This window comes from Kitasatospora sp. NPDC085879 (genome assembly GCF_040686255.1).
In the GTDB taxonomy this organism is placed as follows: Bacteria; Actinomycetota; Actinomycetes; order Streptomycetales; family Streptomycetaceae; genus Kitasatospora.
The window spans coordinates 47,641-68,462 of record NZ_JBFBJZ010000028.1; the positions used below are offsets into that span (position 1 = coordinate 47,641).

Annotated in this window: 18 protein-coding genes and 1 pseudogene; 12 read left to right on the top strand and 7 right to left on the bottom strand. The window is 73.7% G+C overall.

Annotated elements, in window-relative coordinates; translation table 11 throughout:
* Positions 1–4: 4 nt before the first annotated feature.
* Positions 5–523, bottom strand: a complete 519-nt coding sequence (locus AB0P35_RS21785) for a hypothetical protein (protein WP_095875829.1) — start codon at positions 521–523, stop codon at positions 5–7.
* Positions 524–645: 122 nt separating this feature from the next.
* Between AB0P35_RS21785 and AB0P35_RS21790 the strand changes: the two genes are divergently transcribed.
* The 8 genes from AB0P35_RS21790 to AB0P35_RS21825 all read left to right on the top strand — a co-directional run bounded on the left by AB0P35_RS21790 (position 646) and on the right by AB0P35_RS21825 (position 9,360).
* Complete coding sequence (locus AB0P35_RS21790; RefSeq protein ID WP_363512921.1) at positions 646–1,011, top strand: ACT domain-containing protein; 366 nt, start codon at positions 646–648, stop codon at positions 1,009–1,011.
* A gap of 103 nt (positions 1,012–1,114) precedes the next feature.
* Complete coding sequence (locus AB0P35_RS21795) at positions 1,115–1,417, top strand: hypothetical protein (RefSeq protein WP_363512924.1); 303 nt, start codon at positions 1,115–1,117, stop codon at positions 1,415–1,417.
* Between the two features lie 84 nt (positions 1,418–1,501).
* Positions 1,502–2,026 carry a PadR family transcriptional regulator gene (locus tag AB0P35_RS21800; protein WP_095875832.1) on the top strand — a complete coding sequence of 175 codons (525 nt, stop codon included), beginning with the start codon at positions 1,502–1,504 and terminating at the stop codon, positions 2,024–2,026.
* Positions 2,023–2,712 carry an ABC transporter ATP-binding protein gene (locus tag AB0P35_RS21805; protein WP_363512927.1) on the top strand — a complete coding sequence of 230 codons (690 nt, stop codon included), beginning with the start codon at positions 2,023–2,025 and terminating at the stop codon, positions 2,710–2,712. Before AB0P35_RS21800 ends, AB0P35_RS21805 begins: the two co-directional genes overlap by 4 nt.
* Positions 2,709–4,937 carry an FtsX-like permease family protein gene (locus tag AB0P35_RS21810; RefSeq protein ID WP_363512930.1) on the top strand — a complete coding sequence of 743 codons (2,229 nt, stop codon included), beginning with the start codon at positions 2,709–2,711 and terminating at the stop codon, positions 4,935–4,937. Before AB0P35_RS21805 ends, AB0P35_RS21810 begins: the two co-directional genes overlap by 4 nt.
* A 422-nt stretch (positions 4,938–5,359) precedes the next feature.
* Positions 5,360–6,145 (top strand): HAD family acid phosphatase, encoded by a 786-nt coding sequence (locus AB0P35_RS21815; protein WP_363512933.1) that lies wholly within the window; start codon positions 5,360–5,362, stop codon positions 6,143–6,145.
* A 396-nt stretch (positions 6,146–6,541) separates the two neighbouring features.
* Positions 6,542–7,912, top strand: coding sequence for a multicopper oxidase domain-containing protein (locus AB0P35_RS21820; protein WP_363512936.1), 1,371 nt, complete (start codon positions 6,542–6,544; stop codon positions 7,910–7,912).
* 272 nt (positions 7,913–8,184) lie between these two features.
* Complete coding sequence (locus AB0P35_RS21825; protein WP_363512939.1) at positions 8,185–9,360, top strand: porin PorA family protein; 1,176 nt, start codon at positions 8,185–8,187, stop codon at positions 9,358–9,360.
* A gap of 114 nt (positions 9,361–9,474) precedes the next feature.
* Here the strand turns inward: AB0P35_RS21825 and AB0P35_RS21830 are convergent, their stop codons facing one another.
* On the bottom strand, positions 9,475–9,891 hold the full coding sequence (locus AB0P35_RS21830; RefSeq protein ID WP_363512941.1) for a TIGR03618 family F420-dependent PPOX class oxidoreductase: 417 nt from the start codon (positions 9,889–9,891) through the stop codon (positions 9,475–9,477).
* Between the two features lie 342 nt (positions 9,892–10,233).
* Between AB0P35_RS21830 and AB0P35_RS21835 the strand changes: the two are divergent.
* Positions 10,234–11,467, top strand: a pseudogene (locus AB0P35_RS21835) (glycosyltransferase).
* Between the two features lie 72 nt (positions 11,468–11,539).
* Positions 11,540–11,830, top strand: a complete 291-nt coding sequence (locus AB0P35_RS21840; protein ID WP_095875839.1) for a hypothetical protein — start codon at positions 11,540–11,542, stop codon at positions 11,828–11,830.
* Between the two features lie 61 nt (positions 11,831–11,891).
* Here the strand turns inward: AB0P35_RS21840 and AB0P35_RS21845 are convergent, their stop codons facing one another.
* The 3 genes from AB0P35_RS21845 to AB0P35_RS21855 form a co-directional block, all read right to left on the bottom strand.
* Positions 11,892–15,065, bottom strand: a complete 3,174-nt coding sequence (locus tag AB0P35_RS21845) for a TIM-barrel domain-containing protein (RefSeq protein WP_363512944.1) — start codon at positions 15,063–15,065, stop codon at positions 11,892–11,894.
* A 307-nt stretch (positions 15,066–15,372) separates the two neighbouring features.
* Positions 15,373–16,599, bottom strand: a complete 1,227-nt coding sequence (locus tag AB0P35_RS21850) for a cytochrome P450 (RefSeq protein WP_363512947.1) — start codon at positions 16,597–16,599, stop codon at positions 15,373–15,375.
* A gap of 28 nt (positions 16,600–16,627) precedes the next feature.
* The gene (locus AB0P35_RS21855; protein ID WP_095875841.1) at positions 16,628–17,272 is read right to left on the bottom strand and encodes a dihydrofolate reductase family protein; all 645 of its coding nucleotides are present in this window, start codon (positions 17,270–17,272) and stop codon (positions 16,628–16,630) included.
* A 160-nt stretch (positions 17,273–17,432) separates the two neighbouring features.
* On the opposite strand from AB0P35_RS21855, the gene AB0P35_RS21860 reads away from it, so the two are divergent.
* Positions 17,433–17,708: a hypothetical protein gene (locus AB0P35_RS21860; protein ID WP_363512950.1), complete on the top strand. Its 276-nt coding sequence runs from the start codon at positions 17,433–17,435 to the stop codon at positions 17,706–17,708.
* 65 nt (positions 17,709–17,773) lie between these two features.
* Here the strand turns inward: AB0P35_RS21860 and AB0P35_RS21865 are convergent, their stop codons facing one another.
* Both AB0P35_RS21865 and AB0P35_RS21870 read right to left on the bottom strand, forming a co-directional pair.
* On the bottom strand, positions 17,774–18,691 hold the full coding sequence (locus AB0P35_RS21865; protein ID WP_363512953.1) for an arginase family protein: 918 nt from the start codon (positions 18,689–18,691) through the stop codon (positions 17,774–17,776).
* A gap of 261 nt (positions 18,692–18,952) precedes the next feature.
* On the bottom strand, positions 18,953–19,510 hold the full coding sequence (locus tag AB0P35_RS21870; RefSeq protein WP_363512956.1) for a HutD family protein: 558 nt from the start codon (positions 19,508–19,510) through the stop codon (positions 18,953–18,955).
* Positions 19,511–20,255: 745 nt separating this feature from the next.
* Between AB0P35_RS21870 and AB0P35_RS21875 the strand changes: the two genes are divergently transcribed.
* Positions 20,256–20,744 (top strand): hypothetical protein, encoded by a 489-nt coding sequence (locus tag AB0P35_RS21875; RefSeq protein ID WP_363512959.1) that lies wholly within the window; start codon positions 20,256–20,258, stop codon positions 20,742–20,744.
* Positions 20,745–20,822: the final 78 nt, after the last annotated feature.

The window sequence follows — 20,822 nt, forward strand, 5'->3', positions numbered from 1 at the left end:
CCGCTCAGGCGTCGGGCCCCTGGGCCCGCAGCCGCCGGACGTTCTCCAGCGACTCGCGGAGTTCGTCCAGCCAGGTCTCGGAGTGCCGCTGGACGAGTCGGACGCACCAGGCCAGCGCGTCGCTGCGGCTGCGGGCCACCCCGGCCTCGACGAGGGTGTCCAGCACCTGCCGTTCGGGCTGCCGGAGCCGGGTCATCACCGGCGCCGACACCGTGGTGAACATCCCGCGGACGCCGTCGCACTCGGCCCCCCACGAGACTTTGCGCCCGTACCGCCGCTCGGCCTCGCGCGCGACGGTCATCCGCGCCTCCCGGGTCCGCTCCCGGAACTCGGCGATCCGCCCCTCCACCGCCGCCTCCCGCTCGCCCTCCGACACCCCGTCCGCCAACTCGGGCGGCGGGATGCGCCCGACCACCGTGATCTCCTCCCGGTCCACGGCGATCTCGACCAGCTCACTGAACAGCCCTTCCGGCAGCCGGCCGGTGAACCAGCCGCGCAGGGCCTCCTGCTCTGACGTAATCATGTAATCATCATTACTCTGCATCGGACAGGCCGCAAGGGTCGCCGACCAACGGACGCCGCCGCCCCTCTCGCCGGTCTCACCCCCGGGGCACGCAGGACGGGGACACGTGGCATCCTGCCCGGATGGTCTCCGCCGTTTCCCAGCACCTCCGCCTCCTGCCCGGCGAGTACGTCATCGAGCACCTGGGCGACGGCGCCCCGCTGCCCGACGGCCAGTGGCTCGCCGTGGTCCGCGCCCCGGAGGGCCTGACCGTCATCCGCCCCGCTCGGCCCGAGGAAGCCGATCGCTGGTCCGCGCTCTACGGCGGCGACACCGCCCATGCGGTCGACGTGCCGGGCATGCTCGCCGCCCTGCTCACGCCGCTGGCCGCCGGCGATATCCCGGTCTTCGTCACGTCGACCTTCCACGCCGACATCGTCCTGGTGCCCAGCGGATGCGTGTCCGCCGCGCAGGCCGCCCTCCGGGCAGCGGGCCACGTGGTCGCCTGACGCGGCGGGCCGCTCTTCGCCTCCGGGAACGGCGACACGACCTCCTGATCTCCCGCTCGCGCGGCCCGCCGCGCCGGAGCTCGACGAATGGCGGATCGGGCTGGTGACCTGGCGGCTGCTCGTCCCGCAGACGGCTCGTCCCGCCGTCGCGGCCGGCACGGCCAAGGGCCTCGCCGCCGCGGACAACCCATTGACGGACCGCGGCTGCATGATCCTCGGCACGATCCTGTCCTGCGCCGCAGCCGTCGGCTGGCCGCTGGTCCTCATCTACATGATCCGCAGCAGCCTCGAGGATCGCCGGAGGCAACGCCCGGACGCCGGCGCCGCCCCCGCACGGCTGCGAACTCGCCCGGCACCTACCGGGACCTCGCCGGACACCCCGGGCTCGACCACCCCCGGCAACTGACCGCCCACCGTTCCCAGGCCCGGCCGACCCGAAAATCCTCTCGATGTATACACTCGATGTATACGCCTGATGTATGGTCAGCTCATGAGTGTTCCTCTGACCCTTCTCGGGCTGCTGGAGCGAGAGCCCAGCCATGGATACGACCTCAAGCGCGACTACGACACGCTGTTCGGGCGGGACAAGCCGCTGCCGTACGGCCAGGTGTACGCGACGCTCAGCCGGCTCGCGCGGGACGGCAAGGTGGTGGCCGGCGAGGCCGAACCGGGTGGCGGGCCGGAGCGCAAGCGGTATGTCATCACCGAGGCCGGGGTGACCGAGTTCGAGACCTGGCTGGCGGAGCCGGTCGCTCCCGAACCCACCCTGCAGACGGTGCTGTTCACCAAGGTCGTACTGGCGCTGATGCTCGGCCGCGATGCCGGGCGGTACCTCGACACACAGCGGGCCGCACACATGCAGCGGATGCGCGAACTCACCGAACTGCGCCGCACCGGCGCCCTCCTGGACACCCTGCTGGCCGACCACGGCCTGTTCCGGCTGGAGGCCGACCTGCGCTGGATCGACCTGACGGTGGCCCGGCTGGACGCGATCGCCGAGGCGGTGCGGTCATGACGGGCGCACTGATCGAGGCACGCGGGGTGACCCTCGCCTTCGGCGAGACCCCGGCGCTGCGCGGCGCGGACCTGACGGTCGGCGCGGGCGAGGTGCTCGCCGTGATGGGGCCGAGCGGCTCCGGCAAGTCCACGCTCCTGCACTGCCTGGCCGGCATCCTCACACCGGACTCCGGCGAGGTCCTCTTCGACGGCCGGCGGATCGATCGCCTCGGCGAGTCCGAGCGCAGCGCGCTGCGCCGGGACCGGTTCGGCTTCGTCTTCCAGTTCGGCCAGCTCGTCCCCGAGTTGACCGCCGAGGAGAACGTCGCGCTGCCGATGCTGCTGAGCGGCACCCGCCGTGCGGCAGCGCTCGCGGAGGCCCGGCCGTGGTTCGCCCGGCTCGGCCTGGACGGGCTGGAGCGGCGCAGGTCCGGAGAGCTGTCCGGCGGCCAGGCACAGCGGGTGGCGCTGGCGCGCGGCCTGGTGACCCGTCCGCGGGTGCTGTTCGCGGACGAGCCGACGGGTGCGCTGGACTCGTTGACCGGCGAGCAGGTGATGGAGCTGATGGTGGGTGCGGCGCGCGAACAGGGCACCACGGTGGTGCTGGTGACGCACGAGCCGCGGGTGGCGGCGTACGCGCACCGGGAGGCGATCGTCCGCGACGGCCGGGTGACCTCGCTGTCGGTGGATCGGATCGCGTCGTGATCGCGCTGGCGCTGCGGCTCTCGGTGAGCGGCGGACGGGAGGCGCTGGCCAGGCTGGTCTCGATCGCGGCGGCGGTGGCGGTCGGCGTGGCGCTGCTGCTGTCGACGCTGGCCGGGATCAACGCGGTGGACGCGTCCAACGAACGGCAGTTGTGGTGGAACACCGGTGCGGCGGCCCGGACGGCGACCGCCCCGGTCGACCCACTGTGGTGGCGGGCGCACGACGACCACTACGACGGCAAGCCGATCTTCGAGGTGGACGTGGCCGCGACCGGTCCGACCTCGCCGGTGCCACCGGGCATGGCCGCCCTACCGGCGCCCGGGGAGTACTACGCCTCGCCCGCCCTGGCGAAGCTCGTCGCGGACGTCCCGGCGGCGGAGCTCGGCGACCGTTTCCCCGGCAGGCTCGCCGGGGTGCTGGGCGATGCCGCGCTGCCCTCGCCGGACTCGCTGATCGCGGTGGTGGGCCGCCCGGCGGAACAGGTCCGGACCGCCCCGGGTGCCCGGGCGGTGACGACGATCGCGGACGCCCTGCCGGCGAAGTGCGACAACGACTGCCCGGGCATGGGGGTGCGCGGCGACGCGATGACGCTGATCCTCTCCGTGGTGGCCGGTGCGCTGATCTTCCCGGTGCTGGTGTTCATCGGGACGGCGACGCGGCTGTCGGCGGCCCGCCGCGAGCAGCGGTTCGCGGCGATGCGGCTGGTGGGCGCCACTCCCGGCCAGGTGGCCCTGATCTCGGCGGTTGAGTCGACGCTGGCGGCGGTGGCGGGCACGGCGGCCGGCTTCGGACTGTTCGCGCTGCTCAGACCACTGGTGGCGCAGGTGCCGTTCACCGGCGACCGGTATTTCGCAGGGGATCTGACCCTGCATGCGGTGCAGATGCTCACGGTGGCTCTGGGCGTGCCGGTCGCGGCGGCGGCGGCAGCGCGACTGGCGCTTCGCCGGGTGTCGGTGTCGCCGCTGGGGGTCAGCCGGCGGGTGACGCCGCGCCCGCCAAGGGTGTGGCGGCTCGTGCCGCTGGCGGCGGGAATCGGCGAGCTGGCCTGGTTCGTGGACCGGCGGCCGGATACGACGGACGGCCAGACCTGGGCGTACCTCTCCGGGTTCGTGCTGGTGATGCTGGGCCTGGTGGTGGCCGGACCGTGGCTGACGATGGCCGCGGCACGGCTGGTGGCGCGGCGCACCTCGCGTCCTGCCTCGCTGATCGCGGTGCGGCGGCTGGCGGACGATCCGAAGGCGGGCTTCCGGTCGGTGAGCGGCCTGGTGCTGGCGCTCTTCGTGACCAGTGCGACGGTCGGGATCATCGGCACGATCAATGCCAACCGCGGTGTGCTGAGCGGCGATCCGCAGACGCGCGCGGCGGTGCAGCACGGTGCGCTGCTGGACGATCCGCCGATGACGGACCGGGTGCCGGAGGCGGTGCTCACCCAGCTGAAGGCCGTGCCCGGGTACCGCGGCGCAGTGGTGGTGCACGCCAACCCGGCCCGGGTGGCGGCCGATCCGACGGACCCGCGCCCGTGGGCGCCGGGCCTGGTGCTCTGCTCGGAGCTGGCGAGCGCCCCGGTGGTGGGTGGTTGCGCGCCGGCGGCAGAGGTCGCGGCCGTGCCGATGTACCAGTTCGTCGACCTGCAGACGGCGGCCACCCGGAAGTGGCCGGCTGCCCCCGTCTCGTCGGCGCAACTGGCCGCGCTGCCCGTGCAGATGGTGTACGTGACGACCGACGGCTCGACGGCGGCGACGGAGCGGGTGCGGACGGTGCTCGACCGGGCCTTCCCGGACCACGAGTCGCGGATGGTGAAGGACTGGGGCAGTGACCAGCAGCGGCAGTTGGCCGGCTTCCGGCAGCTGGCGAACGTGGTCATCCTGACCACCCTGCCGATCGCGGGCTGCAGTCTGGCGGTGAGTGTGGTGGCGGGGCTGTCGGACCGCAGGCGGCCGTTCGCGCTGCTGCGGCTCGGCGGGGCTCCGCTGGGTGTGCTGCGCTCGGTGGTGGCGCTGGAGAGTGCGCTGCCGCTGCTGGTGGTGGCGGGGGTGGCGACGGGGACGGGTCTGCTGGCGGCGCACCTGTTCCTGAAGTCCCAGATGCACTATGCGCTGGTGTCGCCCGGCGCAGTGTACTTCGCGCTGGTGGCACTGGGGTTGGCGGCCTCGCTCGGAATCATCGCCTCCACGCTGCCACTGCTGCGGCGGATCACCGGCCCGGAGGCGGCACGCAACGGCTGAACGCGGTAGCCCGGCCCTCCCTCGCTGTGTCGCGGCGGCGGAGTGCCCGGCTGCCGTTCAGGGCAGGGCCGGAGCGGCAGGACGGTCCCGTGCGTCGGCTGCCGTCGACCCGCTGAACCCTCTGGCCTGGTGGTGCGTCACATTCGGTCGCGGCCGGCGCGGCAGGTCGGCGGGCGTCGCCGAATCGCCGTCAGGCGTCATGGCAGCGGTGGCGAGTTGACGAAGCGGAAGCATGCGGATGCCGGCGCGCGGGGCCCACGGGCAGTGGCGCACGGCCCGCGCGCATCGCGCGTAGACATTGCGCGTAGAGTTTGCTTGACCTGCCTGGTTACCCGCCCGTACGTTCATCCCCGCATCGTGCGCGCCGGGCAGGTGGAACGACTCGCGTTCGCCCCTCCCGGCGGTAGAAAGGGCAGAACCACATGGTCAGGAAGACCCTCGGGAACCGCTCGAAGACCCTCGCCACCCTCGCCGTCGGCGTGGTCGTCGGCGGTGCGGTCGCGGGCGGCGGCTTCGCGGTCGCCGACTCCAAGGCTCCGCGGAGCGACCGTCAGATCACCAACATGACCGACGAGGTCAACGACATCAAGGCGTACTACGGCGACACCGTCGACGCGCAGGGCGAGCACTGGCCGTCGGCGACCGGCAACTACGCCAAGCAGGTCGCCGGGATACAGAAGGACGCCAAGCAGTACCTGCAGAACCGCGCCCGCCACGACAAGGGCAAGAAGAAGGCGATCGTGCTCGACGTCGACGACACCTCGCTGTCGACGTACAACTACGAGCTGGAGACGACGTTCGTCTACAGCCCGGCGAGCAACGCCCAGTACATCGCCACCAAGACCATGCCTGCCGTCTTCGGCATGAACACCCTGGCGAAGTGGGCCGAGCAGCAGGGCTACACCGTCTTCTTCGTCACCGGCCGGCCGGAGTCCCAGCGCTCGTACACCGCGGCCAACCTGTCCGCCGTGGGCTTCCCGACCGCGGACGCCACGCACCTGTACCTGAAGAACAAGGAGAACCCGCCGGCGTACCTGGCCTGCGGCTCGACCTGCACCACGATCGAGTACAAGTCCGGCACCCGCGCGCACATCGAGAGCCTCGGGTACCAGATCGTGGCCAACTTCGGCGACCAGTACAGCGACCTGTCCGGCGGCCACTCCGGCAAGACGTACAAGATCCCGAACCCGATGTACTACCTCCCCTGACCTCTGGTCAGGACGCCGGGCGCCGCTGTCGGAACCTCGACCGCGGCGCCCGGCGTCGCCGGTCCCGGCCCTCTCTCCACCGCGGTCTCCGCCGCACACTCGTACGAACGGGTGGTCTACCGCGAAAGCTGCGCCACCGCCCTGTCCGACCACGTCCTACGGCGTCGACGGATGTTAGCTTCGGACTCCTCGTCGGATTCGACCGACGCCTGCCGACGGCGCCAGGACAGTGCGTCCGTCGAACGGGTTCCCTGTCCGATCGGTGGTGGCCAGGTGGTTATGTGGTCGCGGCGTGCCGTGCTGGCCGGCCTTGTCTCGTCGCCGGTGCTGACGGCCGGCTGCCTCGCCGGCACCGCCGGGAAGACGCCGCCTCACGACGGAGCGGGAAGCGGGCCGGTGCCCGAGGAGCACGGGCCGGCCGGCTACCGGCGGCTGCCGATCCCGCCGCTCGCGGAATCCCGCACGGAGAACGGCGTGCGGTGGTTCACCCTGGAAGCGCGGCCCGGCAGCGCGAGCATCGTGCCCGGCACATCCACCCCGACCTGGGGCTACTCGCAGGACCTCCTCGGTCCGACCCTGCGCGCCCGCACCGGCGAGACGGTGGGCGTCCGGGTCCGCAACCGCCTGCCCGAGACCACCTCGGTCCACTGGCACGGCATGCATCTGCCCGCACGCTTCGACGGCGGCCCCCACCAGCCGATCGCCCCGGACGCCATCTGGGAGCCCTCCTGGGTGATCGCCCAGCCCGCGGCGACCCTCTGGTACCACCCGCACCCCCACGGGTCGACCCAGGTGCACGCCTACCGCGGCCTGGCCGGGCTGTTCCTCGTCGACGACGAGACCGGCGCGGGACTGCCGCACGAGTACGGCATCGACGACCTCCCGGTGATCGTGCAGGACAAGAAGCTCAACCCCGACGGCACCCTGGACGAACGCGACGACGCCGGGACGGGGCTGCTCGGTCCCACGGTGACGGCGAACGGGATCGCGGGAGCGTATGCCCCGGTCGCCACCGACCGGGTGCGCCTGCGCATCCTCAACGGCTCGACGATGCGGGTCTACAACCTCGGCCTGGACGACGACGGCGAGTTCGAGATGGTGGCCTCCGACGGTGGGCTGCTCGCGGCCCCCGTCCGGCTCCGCCGCCTGCCACTGACGCCCGGCGAGCGGGCGGAGATCGTCGTCCGCATGCAGGCCGGCCGGCCGCGTACCCTGCGCTCCTTCCCGACCCCGCTGCCCGCCAGGAAGGGCCGCGGACCGTCCGCAGGCGCCGCCCGGAGCGAGGAGTTCGAGATCCTGCTCCTGAACCCGCGGCCGCAGCTCCGCACCGGCACGGCGACGCCCTCGAAGCTGGCCGTGATTCCCCCGCCCGTCACGGCCGCCGCAGTGGCACGGACCTTCGAACTCGACGGCAACACGATCAACGGCCTGCCGATGGACATGGACCGGATGGACCTCACCGCCACCGTCGACGTCCCGGAGATCTGGACGGTGACGAACACCCACAACCGGGTGCACAACTTCCACGTGCACGACAACCACTTCCAGGTCCTCGACGTCAACGGCAGCCCTCCCCCACCGGAACTGGCCGGCTGGAAGGACACGGTCGCCGTGCCGCCGTCGGGCTCGGTGCGCCTCGCCGTGGTCTTCCGCGACTACACCGACTCGCAGAACCCGTACATGTTCCACTGCCATCTGATGCGCCACGAGGACGACGGAATGATGGGCCAGTTCCTGGTCGTCGGTCCGGGACAGCGGACCGGCTGAACACTCGCCGGCCGGCACCCCGCAGCCGGCGGCCGGGAGCGGGGTTGCCCCGCCCGTGCGGGTGCACGCCGTCCACCGCTCGGTCGATCGCAGACGAATCCGCTCGGGGCCCGGGCCGGGGGGCGCGCCGGGGACGAGTCCCAGGTCGGCGGCCGGGACCGCGCCCGCGCCGGGAACGACGGTCGGGGCCGCGCTGTGGCGCGGGTGCCCGGCCCACCTGACACTGGGCCGGACAGGAGCGGCACGGATCGAGTTCAGTGGGAGAGCGGATCATGCGGACGAACATGGTGCTCCGCGGCGTCGGCGTCGCGGTCGGTCTGGTCCTGATCGCCGGCGCGTTCGTCCTCACGTTCTTCGTCACGCCCACCTATGTGGCCCGGGTGCCCAGCGACACCGACGTCACGCGCTCCTACACCGGCAGCTTCAAGACCCTGCTCGACGCGCAGGAGGTGGCGAAGGGCAACCTTCTCTCGGCCGTCAAGCGGGATGTCCCGATGGCCGTCGAACGGACCGTCAAGGTGCTGGACACCTCGGACGACACCGCCCTGGTCAGCGACAGCCGGACGACGACCGCGGCAGGCCGCGCGGTCGAGAAGACCACCTGGCAGTACGCCGTCGACCGAAAGACCCTCGAACCGGCCACCGATCACCCGGCGAGCTGGACGGTGGTCGACGCCAAAGGCCTGACGGTGAGCTGGCCGATCGGCGCGAAGAAGCAGACGTACACCGGTTGGCGGCCGGAGACCGGGACCACCACCCCGCTGACGTACTCGCGCACCGAGAGCAGGTCCGGCGTCAGTACCTACGTGTACCTGGCGAGGCTGCCCGCCACCCGGATCACCGACACCCAGGTGCTCGCCGGACTCCCGCCGGCCGTCCCGAAGAGCACCCTGGCGCTGGTCGCCCAGGTCGGGACCCTCTCGGCGGAGGCGAAGCAGAGACTGGCCGTGCTGCTGCCGACGCTGCCCGATCCGGTTCCGCTGAGCTACACGCTCCAGAGCGCCGACACGTTCTGGATCGAGCCCGAGACCGGCATCGTGGTCGACACCCAGCGGTCCCAGCAGCGCACGGCCGGGGTCGTCGCCCCGAGCGACGGCGCCTTCCTTCCGCTGCTGCCGGTCTCCGACGTCTCGTACCGGCAGACGCCCGACTCCGTGAAGGCAGCCGCGGACGACGCCAAGGACGGCCGGAACGCCATCTCGCTCGTCGGCACCATCCTGCCCATCGTGCTGGGCGTGGTCGGCGCGGTGCTGGTCGCCGTTTCCCTCCTCGTCCGGCGCCGGGGCACCCGTGGCGGCGCGGCACCGGCCGCACCGGCCGCACCGACCGGACCGGCCGCACCGGGTGGTCCTGGCGCGCCCGGTGGTCCTGGCGCGCCGACCGGACCGGCCCCGCCGGCCGGGCCGACCGGACCGAATCCGCCGGCCGGGCCGGCCCCGGACGCGTGACGCGACGGCCGCGCGGGACCCTGGGCAGCGATCCGGCACGCCGGCCACGGGCGATTCCGCGCACACCCGGGTGACCCGGACTGCTATCGCAGGATGCCGTCGCCGTTCACCCGGTCAGCGGAAGCGGCCGGTGACCTTGCCCCAGCCGTGCCAGCGGTCGACCTCGATCAGGGCGGTGACCCGGCCGCGGTCGCGCACGGGGTAGTCGCGGCCCAGGTACTGCCGGGAGAGCCGGTCGATGTCGGCGAGGTCCCTGTCCTCGTACATGTCGGCGACCCGGCCGACCAGGGTGACGTGGGTGTACCAGGAGTGCTCGTCGAGCACGGTGAGGCTGACCCGGGGGTCGGCCCGCAGGTGGCGCAGGCGGGTCCGGCCCTCGTCCATGTTGACCAGGGCGCGGCCGTCCGCCTCCCAGAGGTACCAGGTGGCGGTGGAGACGGGCTGGCCGTCCGGGCGGACGGTGGCGATGACGGCGGGGTTCGCCTTGCGCAACAGCGCGACGGCCTTCTCGGGCAGCGGCGGCCTGGGCATGAGGTCCCTCCTCGTCCGCACCGGTCTCCTCCGGGCCGAGGGGCCCCTTTGCCGGTACTCCGCAGCCTAGGCCGCACCCGGTCGGTTGCGGCGGCGCAATGCCGAACGGGTCGTCGCTGGAGTGACGGATCGTCAAACGGATGCGCGACAGAGGTGGATGATCTGCCGGAATCCGTGCGTGTTCGACATGGTCGCCCGGCCCGCCCCGCACGTCACGGTCCGCACCGTCCCCGGATTCGAACGCTGACGGCCGCTCCCGCGCGGCCCCGGCCGGGAACGGCGCGCCGAAGACCCGCCGAAACGGGATTCGGCGCGATACTGGTGGCCATGCGTGTCGCGCTCATGACGGCGGGTTCGCGGGGCGACGTCGCCCCGTTCACCGGGCTCGGGTCCGGGCTGGCCCGGGCCGGCCACCAGGTCACCCTCGTCACCCATGCGCGGTTCGCGCCGCTCGCGCAGGCCCCCGGCATCGGCTTCCATCCGCTGCCGGTGGACCCGCGCGAGGCATTGGAGTCCGCCGCCGGGCAGGGCCTGCACCGCAGTTCCAGTGGCGTCGCCAAGCTGGCCCGGCTGGTCTCGATGGCGCGGTCGCTGGTCGGGCGGGATGGCGGACGGGCTGCTGGTCGCCGCGGACGGGCAGGACGTTCTGCTGGTGTCGGCCGCGCTGGCGCCGCTGGGGCATGCCGTTGCGGAGGGATTGGCGCTGCCCAGCATCGGCCTCCACCTGCAACCGCTCGCCGCGACGGCCGAGTTCGCACCGCCGATGATCGGCGCGCGGTCCTGGGGCGCGGGCCCCAACCGGCTGGCCGGCCGCGCGGTGAACGCGGCTGTGGACAGCATCTTCACCGAGGCCGTCCGCCACACCCGCGCCCGCCTCGGGCTGCCCCGGTGGAGCCTACGCTCCGCCCGCCGGGCCCGCGAGCGGGCCGACTGGCCCGTCTTCCACGGCTTCAGCGAGCTGGTGGTGCCGCGTCCCCACGACTGGCGCCCGGGCCTGCGGGTGGCCGGCTACTGGTGGCCCGGCGACCCGCCCGAGGCCGAACTCCCGCCCGAGCTCCGCGACTTCCTCGACTCCGGCGATCCGCCGGTCTTCGTCGGTCTGGGCAGCGCGGCGGTGCCCGATCCCGAACCGGTCTCCCGCACCGTCGTGGCGGCGCTGCGCGCGGCCGAACTGCGCGGCGTGGTCCAGCGCGGCTGGAGCGAGCTGCAGGCCGAGGGCCCGGACGTGATCACCGTCGGCGAGGTCCCGCACAGCCTGCTCTTCCCGCGGACGGCCGCCGTCGTGCATCACGCCGGGGCCGGCACCACGGCGGCGGGCCTGCGTGCCGGCGTACCGGCCGTCCCCGTCCCGATCCAGTTCGACGCCGCGTTCTGGGCCGGCCGCCTCACCGGCCTCGGTGTGGCACCCGCGGCCGTCCCGCTGCGCCGGCTGACATCCGGCACCCTCGCCGCGGCGCTGCGCGCGGCCACCACCGACCCGGAGCACGCCCACCGGGCCCGGGCGCTGGCCGCGCGCCTGCGCGAGGAGGACGGCGTCGCACCGGTGCTCGCCGTCGTCGACCGCCTCACGGGCTGAGCCGGGCCGCCCCGCGCCCGCCGTCCGTGCTCGATCGACGGCGTGTCAGTTCCAGGTGCGATGGTGTGCCGCATGAACGACACCACTCCGCCCGGCGGAACACAGCCGACAGCCCTGCTCGACCAGGCCCCGCCGGGGCCGTGGTCGTTCCTGAACGTGCCGCCGCCGCTGACCGGCCGGGTGCTGCTCGCGGCCCTGCGGGAGGCCGAGCGGGCGGCGCACGGGGAGCTGCGCGAGCTGTGGGGCTTCGCCGCGATGAACGCCGAGGCCGCGATGAACGCGCTGCCCGGCACGCGGCCGGCCGCCGGGGAGCTGTGGGCCGCCGCCCAGGAGTACGCGCAGATCGCCGCCAGCGTGCGCTGAGCCGACGCCCCGGGGCCGCGGAACCCCGGGGCGCGGTGCCCGGGGTTCGACGGCCGGCGGGTCAGGGCGTGGTCGCCCAGCGCTGCGCGGCCGTGCCGGTGCACGTGGCGAGCAGCAGTGCGGTGCCGTTGGCGGTGCCGGAGCCTTCGGGTGCGAGGCACTTCCCGCCGCTGACCAGGGCGAGTTGCGGGCCCTGTTGCCAGCGCTGCGCGGCGGAGCCGTTGCAGGGCTGGACGGCGGCGCTGCCGCCCGTGCCGTCGAGGCAGACCCCGGAGAGCCCGGTGAGCGTACCGTCGCTGTGCAGTGTCCAGCGCTGGTTGCCGCCGCCGTGGCAGGTGTAGAGGGTCGGCCGGGTGCCGGGGGCGGTCGCGGAGCCCGGCAGGTCGACGCAGGTGCCGGAGGCGCCGTTGACCAGGGTGGTGTCGGTCGGTGGCGGCAGGGCCCGGCCGGTCGCGCCGATCTCGGCGGCGCTGGTCCACGGGCCGCGGTTGCCGGCCTCGGTGAGGGCGCGCAGCCGCAGGTAGCGGCCGTTCTTGGCGGCGAAGGCGATCCGTTGCTGCGCCGCGCTGTCGGTGAAGGTGCCGGTCGCGACGGGGCTGCCCCAGTCGCCGGTGGTGTCGGAGACGTACACCTCGTAGCCGCCGATCCGGCCGTTGACGCCGCCGTCCTGCCGCGGCAGGTAGCTGAGGCCGTCGACGCTGTGGCGGGCGCCGAGGTCGATCTGCAGCTCGTGCGGTAGCGGGGCGGCCGTGCCGGACCACCGGCTGTGCCAGATGGTGGCCGGGTTGCCGTCGATCGCGTTGGCTGCGGCGCCGTTCTCCGCGGCGGTCTCCTGGCTGTCGGTGGAGACGACCGTCCAGTTCGCGGTCGGGATCGGGGTGGCGCCGGGGACGGCGCCGCCGGTGGGCAGGGTGAGTCCGGTGGCCGTCACGGTGAACGCCGAGGAGCGGGAGCCGGTCTTGATCCGCAGCACGCCGGAGCGGTCCGCCGGGTCGAAGTACCAGCCGGTGGTGGCCGTGTCGTAGGCGCTGCGGCTGGTCAGGGCGGGCAGCGCGGTGCCGCCGGCGGAGACGCCGCTCGGGGCGCCGGCCGCGTGGACGGTGAACTCGTAGCCGCGGGAGGCGGGTTTGCCGGTGTAGCTGCCGGTGGCGGCCCCGACCGCGATGCTGACGTCGCCGGTGCCGGACGGCGGGGCGGTGACGTCCACCCGCTGCCGGGCGTAGGCGCCGCTCTGGTAGGCCCGGGTGGTGCCGTCGTCCTCGTACAGGCTGAAGGTGGAGGTTCCGCGGGGGTAGACGTCGTAGGTGAGGGTGTCGACGTGCTTCTCGCCGGCGTAGTTCATCTGCGGCCACATCGGCACGACGGCACCGGACTTGACGAACAGCGGCAGGGTGTCGAGCGGCGCGTTGTAGCCGCTGAACCAGCCGGGGCCGGTGTACGCCCTGCCCGTCCAGTAGTCCGTCCAGGTGCCGGCGGGCAGGTAGATGCCGTCGCGGACGGAGGTGTCGGAGACCACCGGGGCGACCAGGAAGGAGTCGCCGGCCATGAACTGGCCGCTGGTCTGGTTGCCGCGGGCCACCGGGTCGTCCGGGTACTCCAGCACCATGGCCCGGGTGGCCGGGACGCCGGTGTCGGTGGCGTTGCGGCTCATCGTGTACAGGTACGGGGTGAGCCGCATCTTCAGCTGCAGGTACTTCCGATTGATGGACAGGTAGGGCTCGGCGAACCGCCAGGGCTGCTTGTCCTGGTAGCCGGCGGACGGATTGGTGGCCCCCCAGCCGGACATCGTCATGAAGGCCGGGGTGAAGGCCTTCCACTGCAGGTCGCGGACGTAGGTCCGGGGGCTGCCGCCGAAGATGCCGTCGATGTCGCCGGAGGCGTAGTTGAGGGCGGACAGGCCCGCACCGGCGATCGACGGGACGTGCCAGCGCATGGCGTCCCAGGTGCCGCTGGTGTCGCCGGTCCACACGACGGCGTTGCGCTGGGTGCCGGCCCAGCCGTCGACCGTCCAGACGAAGCGGCGGGCGTCCGAGTTGTTCTCGATGCCCGCCACGGCCTGCTGGACGCCGGTGAAGGCGGTCTTGTAGCCGCCGCCGATCCAGGCGACGTCGGTCTTCACCGCCCGTGAACCGGCCGTTCCCACCTCCCAGTTGATGTTGGAGAGTCCGGTGGAGGTCCACAGCCCGGTGTGCACGCCCTTGGCGGCGAGGCCGGAGACGGTGGTCGGCAGGTCGGTGTAGCCGCAGCCGTAACCGTCGTTGGGCAGGAACCAGCCCGAGGGCATGTCGGCGGCCCTGGCGTCGGTGGCGTAGCCGACCGCGTCGGGCGTGGTCTGGTGGCGCAGCCGGTCGTGGTCGCCGCTGTAGGCGGGGTTGGAGGCGTTGAAGCAGTCGGCGTTGCCGAGTTCGAGGCCCCAGATGGGTGCGAGGAAGGGCTTGCCGGTGACGTCGGTGTAGCCGTTGAGGACGTCCTTGAGCGAGTTGCCGGCGAAGTACCAGGCGTCGAAGCGCTTTTCGTCGTGGGCGAGGGTGGTGGGCGCGCCGAAGGAGTACGAGCCGGGCGCCCAGGTGTTGCGCATCACGCCGTAGCCGTTGGTGGACATGTAGAACGGGGCCGGGCTGGCGTTGGTCCCCTCCGTCCACTGGTTGGAGACGGCGACCGGCACGGTCTTGTCGCGCAGTGCCCAGTCGCCGAGGTGCAGGCCGGTGCCGTAGAACTGCTCGTCGGCGCCGCGGGCGAGGTACTGGGTGGTCCGGTTGGCGGTCCAACTGGTGGGCTGGGACTCGGCCCAGAGCAGGGTGGTGTTGTCGGCCCGGTAGAGCGCGAAGGTGAGCGGTGACTTGTTGACGCGCAGGGAGACGACCGAGGTGGCGATCCGCCAGTAGCCGCCGGCGTCGGTGAGGGTGGCGTCGACGGTGCCGAAGTCGGTGGTGATCGCGAGGTCGTGGCTGGCCGGGTCGTCGGTGAAGGTGCCGTCGGGCGAGATCCGGACGCGCAGGACGTCGGCCCGGGCGAGGACGACCCGGGCGGCGGCGCCGCCGGAGGCGGTCACCGTGAAGGTGTTGCCGGTTCGGCTGATCGCGGTGGCGTTGCCGGGAGTTGCCGCGGCGGCGGGCTGCGCGGGGCCGAGGACGGCGGCGAGGGCGGCGACGAGCAGCAGGGCGAGGGTCAGTGCCGTGCCGCGGTTGCCGGGACTACCCGGCCGCGGTCGGACGGCGGGCGGAGCGGATCGCACGGGGGTGCCTCCTGGGAGGTCTGCGGGGTCCGATGGCTCGGTGGTGCGCCGCGGCACGTGGCATGTCCGCGGGCAGGTGTGGTCGAGCACTGCACATCAGAGCAGAGCCCTGATGTGACGTCAATTGCGCGAACAAGCCGATGTTCGCGCACAATTGCGCATCATCGCGCGTTCACTGTGTGTTCGGTGTGTCCGGTGAGCGCGGCAGCGCAGCACTCACCGCCCGGCCCGGCCACGGACCTCGCGAAACGGCCGGGGCCGGTGCGGTCCCACCCGCACCGGCCCCGGCCGTCCTCGCAGCGGCGGCTCAGAACCGCACGGGCAGCTCCAGAAGTCCGCGGGCGCGCAGCGAGGGCCGGTGGCGCAACTGCTCCTCGGGCACGTCCAGTTCGAGACGGGGGAAGCGCCGCAGCAGCGCGGTGAGCGCGACCGCGGTCTCCAGCCGGGCGAGCGGGGCGCCCAGGCAGTAGTGGATGCCGTGGCCGAGGGCGAGGTGGCCGTTGTCGCGGCGGCGCACGTCGAGCCGGTCCGGGTCGGGGAACTGCTCGCCGTCGCGGTTGGCCGAGGCGAGTGCGCACAGCACGGTCTCGCCCGCCGGGACGGTGACGCCGCCGACGGCCACCGCCTCGCGGGTGAAACGGCGGATCGCCAGCGGGGCCGGTCCGTCGAAGCGGGCGAACTCCTCGACGGCGCCGGGGATCAGGCTCTCGTCGGCACGCAGCGCGGCGAGTTGCCCAGGGTGGCGCAGCAGGGCGAGGACGGCGTTGCCGATGAGGTGGACGGTGTTCTCGTAGCCGGCGAAGAGGATCAGGAAGGCGAGCGAGGTGAGTTCGTCCTCACCGAGGCGGTCCTGCCGGTCATGTTCGTCGCGGACGGCGATCAGGTCGGAGAGCAGGTCGTCGCCGGGTTCGGCGCGCTTGCGCCGGATCAGCGCGGTGAAGAACGCGAGCATGGCGCCGACGGCGGCCCTGGCGTCCTGCGGGCGGGCCGGGTCGGGGGCGACCAGGCTGTCCGTCCAGGCGCGGAAGTCACGGCGGTCCTCGGCGGGTATGCCGAGCAGGTCGCAGATCACGGTGATCGGCAGCGGCGCGGCGTACTCGGTGATGAGGTCGGCCCGGCCGTGCGGGGCCATCGCGTCGAGGAGCTTGTCGGCGACCTGCTCGACCGGGGCGCGCAGCGCGGCGATCCGCCTGGGGGTGAAGGCCTGCGAGACGAGCCGGCGGATCCGGGTGTGGTCCGGCGGGTCCATGTTCAGCAGGTTGGCGTCCAGGGCGGGCGGCAGCGCGAACCCGCGGTAGTTGCCGGGCGTGGCGTGCCGCTTGTCGAGGGCGAACCGCGGGTCGGCGAGCACCTGCCGGACGTCGGCGTACCGGGTGACCAGCCAGACCGGCAGCCCGTCCGGTCCGGTGATCCGGTGGACGGGTCCTGCGGCGCGCAGCCGCGCGTAGCCGGTGTACGGGTCGGCGATCAGCGCGGCGGCCGGGTCCTGCGGCGTACGCTCGCCGGCGGCTCGCGCGAGGTCGGGTGAGGTCACCCGGTCAGCCTAGTCGTCCGACCGCACGTCAGATCTTCGTGAAGGTCAGGTGGGTGACGCCGCTGGGGCTGGCGACCGTCTCGGTGCGGAAGCGCTGCTCCATCCCTTCGAGACCGTCCCAGAGCCGCACGCCGCGCCCGAGGACGATCGGCACGACGACGACGTGCAGATGGTCGACCAGGTCCTCGGCGAGGAAGGCCCGCACGGTGCTCGGCCCGCCGCCGATCCGCACGTCCAGGCCGCCGGCGGCCTCGCGGGCCTGCCGGAGTACCTCCCGCGGCGGGGCGTCGACGAAGTGGAAGGTGGTGCCGCCCTGCATCTCGACGGCGGGCCGCGGGTGGTGGGTCATCACGAAGACCGGTGTGCGGAAGGGCGGTTCGGGCCCCCACCAGCCGTTCCACTCGTGGTCCTGCCACGGGCCGTGCTGCGGGCCGAACTTGCCGCGCCCCATGATCTCCGCGCCGATGCCGTCGGCCCAGGCCCGGGCCATGGCGTTGTCCACGCCCAGGTCGCCGCCCTCCTCGCCGATCATGGCGCGGAAGGTCCTGGTGGGGAAGAACCAGCTGTGCAGGCGGTCGCCAGCGTGCCCGAACGGCGCGTCGAGGCTCAGCCCCTCCCCCGTGCCGTAGCCGTCGAGCGACACCGAGAAGTTGTGGACCCGTACCTGCGACACGCGAGACCTCCGGCAGTCGGTGTTCCGGTGCGGCCCGGCCGCACCCTCCGACCGAATCTATCGCCGGGGTGGGACAGATCCCGGGAGCGCCGGTCGGCGGGCCGCGGGAACGCGTGCGGGCCGGGATGCGGCACTGCGCCGAACGGGGCAAGGTCGAGGCATGAGGGATGTCGTCGTACTCCTCGAACTGGAACCGTCCACCGAGGTCCTGGACAACGGAGAGGTCGACGTCGGCGCGCGCATCCGCTGGGTCCATGCCGCACCCGCCGACCCGCAGGACCCGGAGCGACCCGCCGGCACGACCTTCTGCGGCCTCGCCACCGGCGACCTCGAACCCGAGCCCTACCGGCCCGCCGCCCCGGGCGACACCTGGTACCCGCCGTCCCAGACCACCCGGCACTGTCTCGACTGCGACACCGCCCTGGCCACCCGCTGAGGCCCCGCCGCCGGGTGCCGTGCCCGACGCGGACGGCGTGCCGCGGGTTGTGCCGGTGACGCCGGTCAGGCGGTGTCCGGTGCGGCGGCGAGGGCGCGGACCAGGCCGTCGGTGAGGGTGCGCAGCAGGCTGCCGTCCGGGTCGCGGTGGGGGTTGATCTCGGTGACGACCACGGCGGCGAGCTGCGGGGCCCGGGCGAACTCGGCGAGGCAGTCCAGGGCGACGGCCAGCGGCAGCCCCTGGTTGAAGTGCGGGAAGTCGGCCAGCGGGAGTTCGGTGGAGTCGATCACGTCGACGTCGAAGTGCAGCAGGAGCCGCGAGTGCCCCTCGGCCAGGGCGCGGCGGGCCGCGCGGGCGGCGGCGACCGGATCGGTGCCGGGGGCGGTGACCTCGGTGCACGGGTGGGTGCGCAGTCCGTACCGGGTGAGCAGCTCCACCTCGGCCGGGCCGAGCTCCACGGGGTCGTAGCCGAAGGCCGTCAGGGCGTCGGCGGGGAGCAGCGGGGTGCGCGGGCCGAGGCCGGTCAGTTCCGGCGCGCCCTCGCCGAGCAGGTGGGCGACGACCATCGTGTCGAGGATGCCGGAGAGGGTGGTGGCGGGCACCGACAGGTCGAGGTCGCCGTCGAAGTAGATCAGTCCGGCGTCGGGGTGCCGCTCGACCAGCGCGGCGGTGACGCCGAGCGTGATGGTGCAGTCCCCGCCGATCACCAGCGGCAGCGCGCCGTCGTCGAGCAGGGCGCCGACCTTCCCGGCCACGGACCGGGCGACCTCCGCGACCGAGGCGAGGTTCTGCCGGTTGCGGTGCGCGGGGTCGGTGCGGAAGGGCACCGCCGGCAGGTCGCCGTGGTCGTGGACGCTCAGCCCGGCGCCGCGCAGTCCCTCGACGAGCCCGGCCGCGCGGACGGCGGCCGGTGCCTTCTCCTGGCCCGGTCCGTGCGTTCCGGCGCAGGACGGTACTCCCAGCAGGGCGATCTCGCGCGGCATCGAACGGCCTCTCTCCGCTTGGGCGGCCGGGAGCGGGAGCCCGGCCCGATCCGTGTGGCACACCCTCGGGCGGGCGGTGCGGCTCGGGCCGTCGCGGCGCGCGACCCGCGCGGAGGTTCAGCCGTCCGAGCCGAGCAGCATCCCGCGCCCGTGGCCGCGACCGGGCCCCGGGTACCCGCACCGAGCAGCCGGAGCCGGTCGCCGACGGCCGCTCGCTCTCCGGCAGACCCGTGACACCGCCCCCGCGGCCCGTCCTGTGCGCTACTGGCGGATCGTCACCACGGCGGCGGCGCCGTCGACCTGCAGGAGGTCGCCGCCGTCGCGGATCAGCACGGCGTCGAGGCGGTCCAGGGAGAGTCCGGCGGACGCCAGGGCGGTGGTGCCGTCGAGGCAGACGACCAGCAGGGTGTCGCCCTCCGCGGCCCGGACCGGGCGCGGGGCGTCGGCGATCTCGACCCGGGCCGTCGCGCGGCCGCGCCGGGTCATCACGTTGAAGTCGACCGCCGGGCCGGCCGACAGCCGGCAGTCGGTGGTCACGTCACCGGGGAAGGCGAACGGCCGGAGCGGCTCGGTGAGCGCATGCTCGGCACCGGCCACGGTCAGCACCATCCCGGGCCCGTCGACCAGGGTGATCACCCGGTCGATGTCGGCGAAGGCGGAGAACGGCCCGCCCCGGGCGACGTCCGCGAGGCTGACCCGCCAGTCGAAGTCGGTCATCCCGGCGCCGGGCGGCCAGGCCGCGACCTCGCGCGTCACCCCGCCGCCGTTCAGCCACGGCACCGCCGTCCGCTCCGCCGCCCGCAGTACCTCGATGGCCACGCTGTCCGCCCCGTTCCGCTCGCCGGTCCGCCTCGCCGCGATTCTGTCACGCGGGCCCGCCCGTGCCGGGCACCGCACGGCGCCGGCCCGGCGTGGGATACAGGCAGGCTGCGGACCGGCGGCACAGATATTTTGCCGGTGCACGAACGGTCCCCGGCACTGGCCGGGGAGAGGCCTCCCGGAGTGCCCTGCGCCGCTCCCGAAACGACGTCAACTCCGCCGCCCCGCACGGGCACGGCCGGCGGGCGGTGGCCGGCGACGCGCCGGGGGCCGGCGCGGCGGTCGGGCGGTCGACGGCACGGGTGTCTGCGCGCGGTAGCGGACGGGGAGAGCTGAGTCACAGACGTTTGGTCGGAAATCATGACAAGCTGGGTGGAAGTGATACCGCTCTACAGAGGACATCACCCATGCATCACGGAGCCCACCCTGCTCCCACCCCTGCCCCCCGTGCCGACGTCGCCCTCGCCCGAGGCTGTACCGAATGCCGTGGCTGGGGCAGCGTCATCACCGACTCCGGCCGGCACGAATTGTGCCCGGCCTGCCAGCGCACCACCGAGGAGGCTCTGCCGGGCGACGAGGACCCCTCACCGGCACACACCGTCCTTCAGCCGGCCACGCCGGCCCTCTGAACGCCCGCGGCCCGGACGCCCCCGGCCGACCGGCCCCCGCCGGTTCCGGCCGACCGCCCCGGGCCGCTTGCGGATCGCGACCGCGACGAACGCAGCCGCTCGAAGAACTCACCTTCGTGGGCCCGGACGCCGTCCTCGCCATGCCGCGTGAACTCTCACCGCACCTGGTCGACGGCCGCCTGCCCGTTCGCATCCGCAACGCCGTCTACCGGCTGGTAGTCCTCCAGCGCCCCGACGAGCCTGAACTCCGCCGCGAGGCGGCCGACAGGCTGTACGGGCACGCCGCCGCGCCCGCCCACCACTGTGTCGGCGTCGCCGGGGCCGGCGTGCCGCGCCACAGTGGAGGTATGAGCATCGTCGTTCTGCACGAGCCGGTGACCGAACATGCGGTGGACCTGCGCGCCGGGGCGGGTGGCACCACCCTGCATGCGGCACCGACCGATGTCCCGCTCACCCGGACGTTCTGCGGGCAGGAGGCCCAGGGCATGAGCCAGGTGGACATGGAGGCCGCGGGTGTCCCTGCCTGGGATCCGTCGCCGGAGTCCTCCCGGGTCTGCCCCGTGTGCGACCGGGCCGTGACCACCGGGCACTGGGACGTCCACTGACGGCCGGCCCCGGGCCTCACCGCCGACAGACCGCACCGCGCCGACGGCCGGCGGCCGCGTCGCCGTGCCCCGAACCCC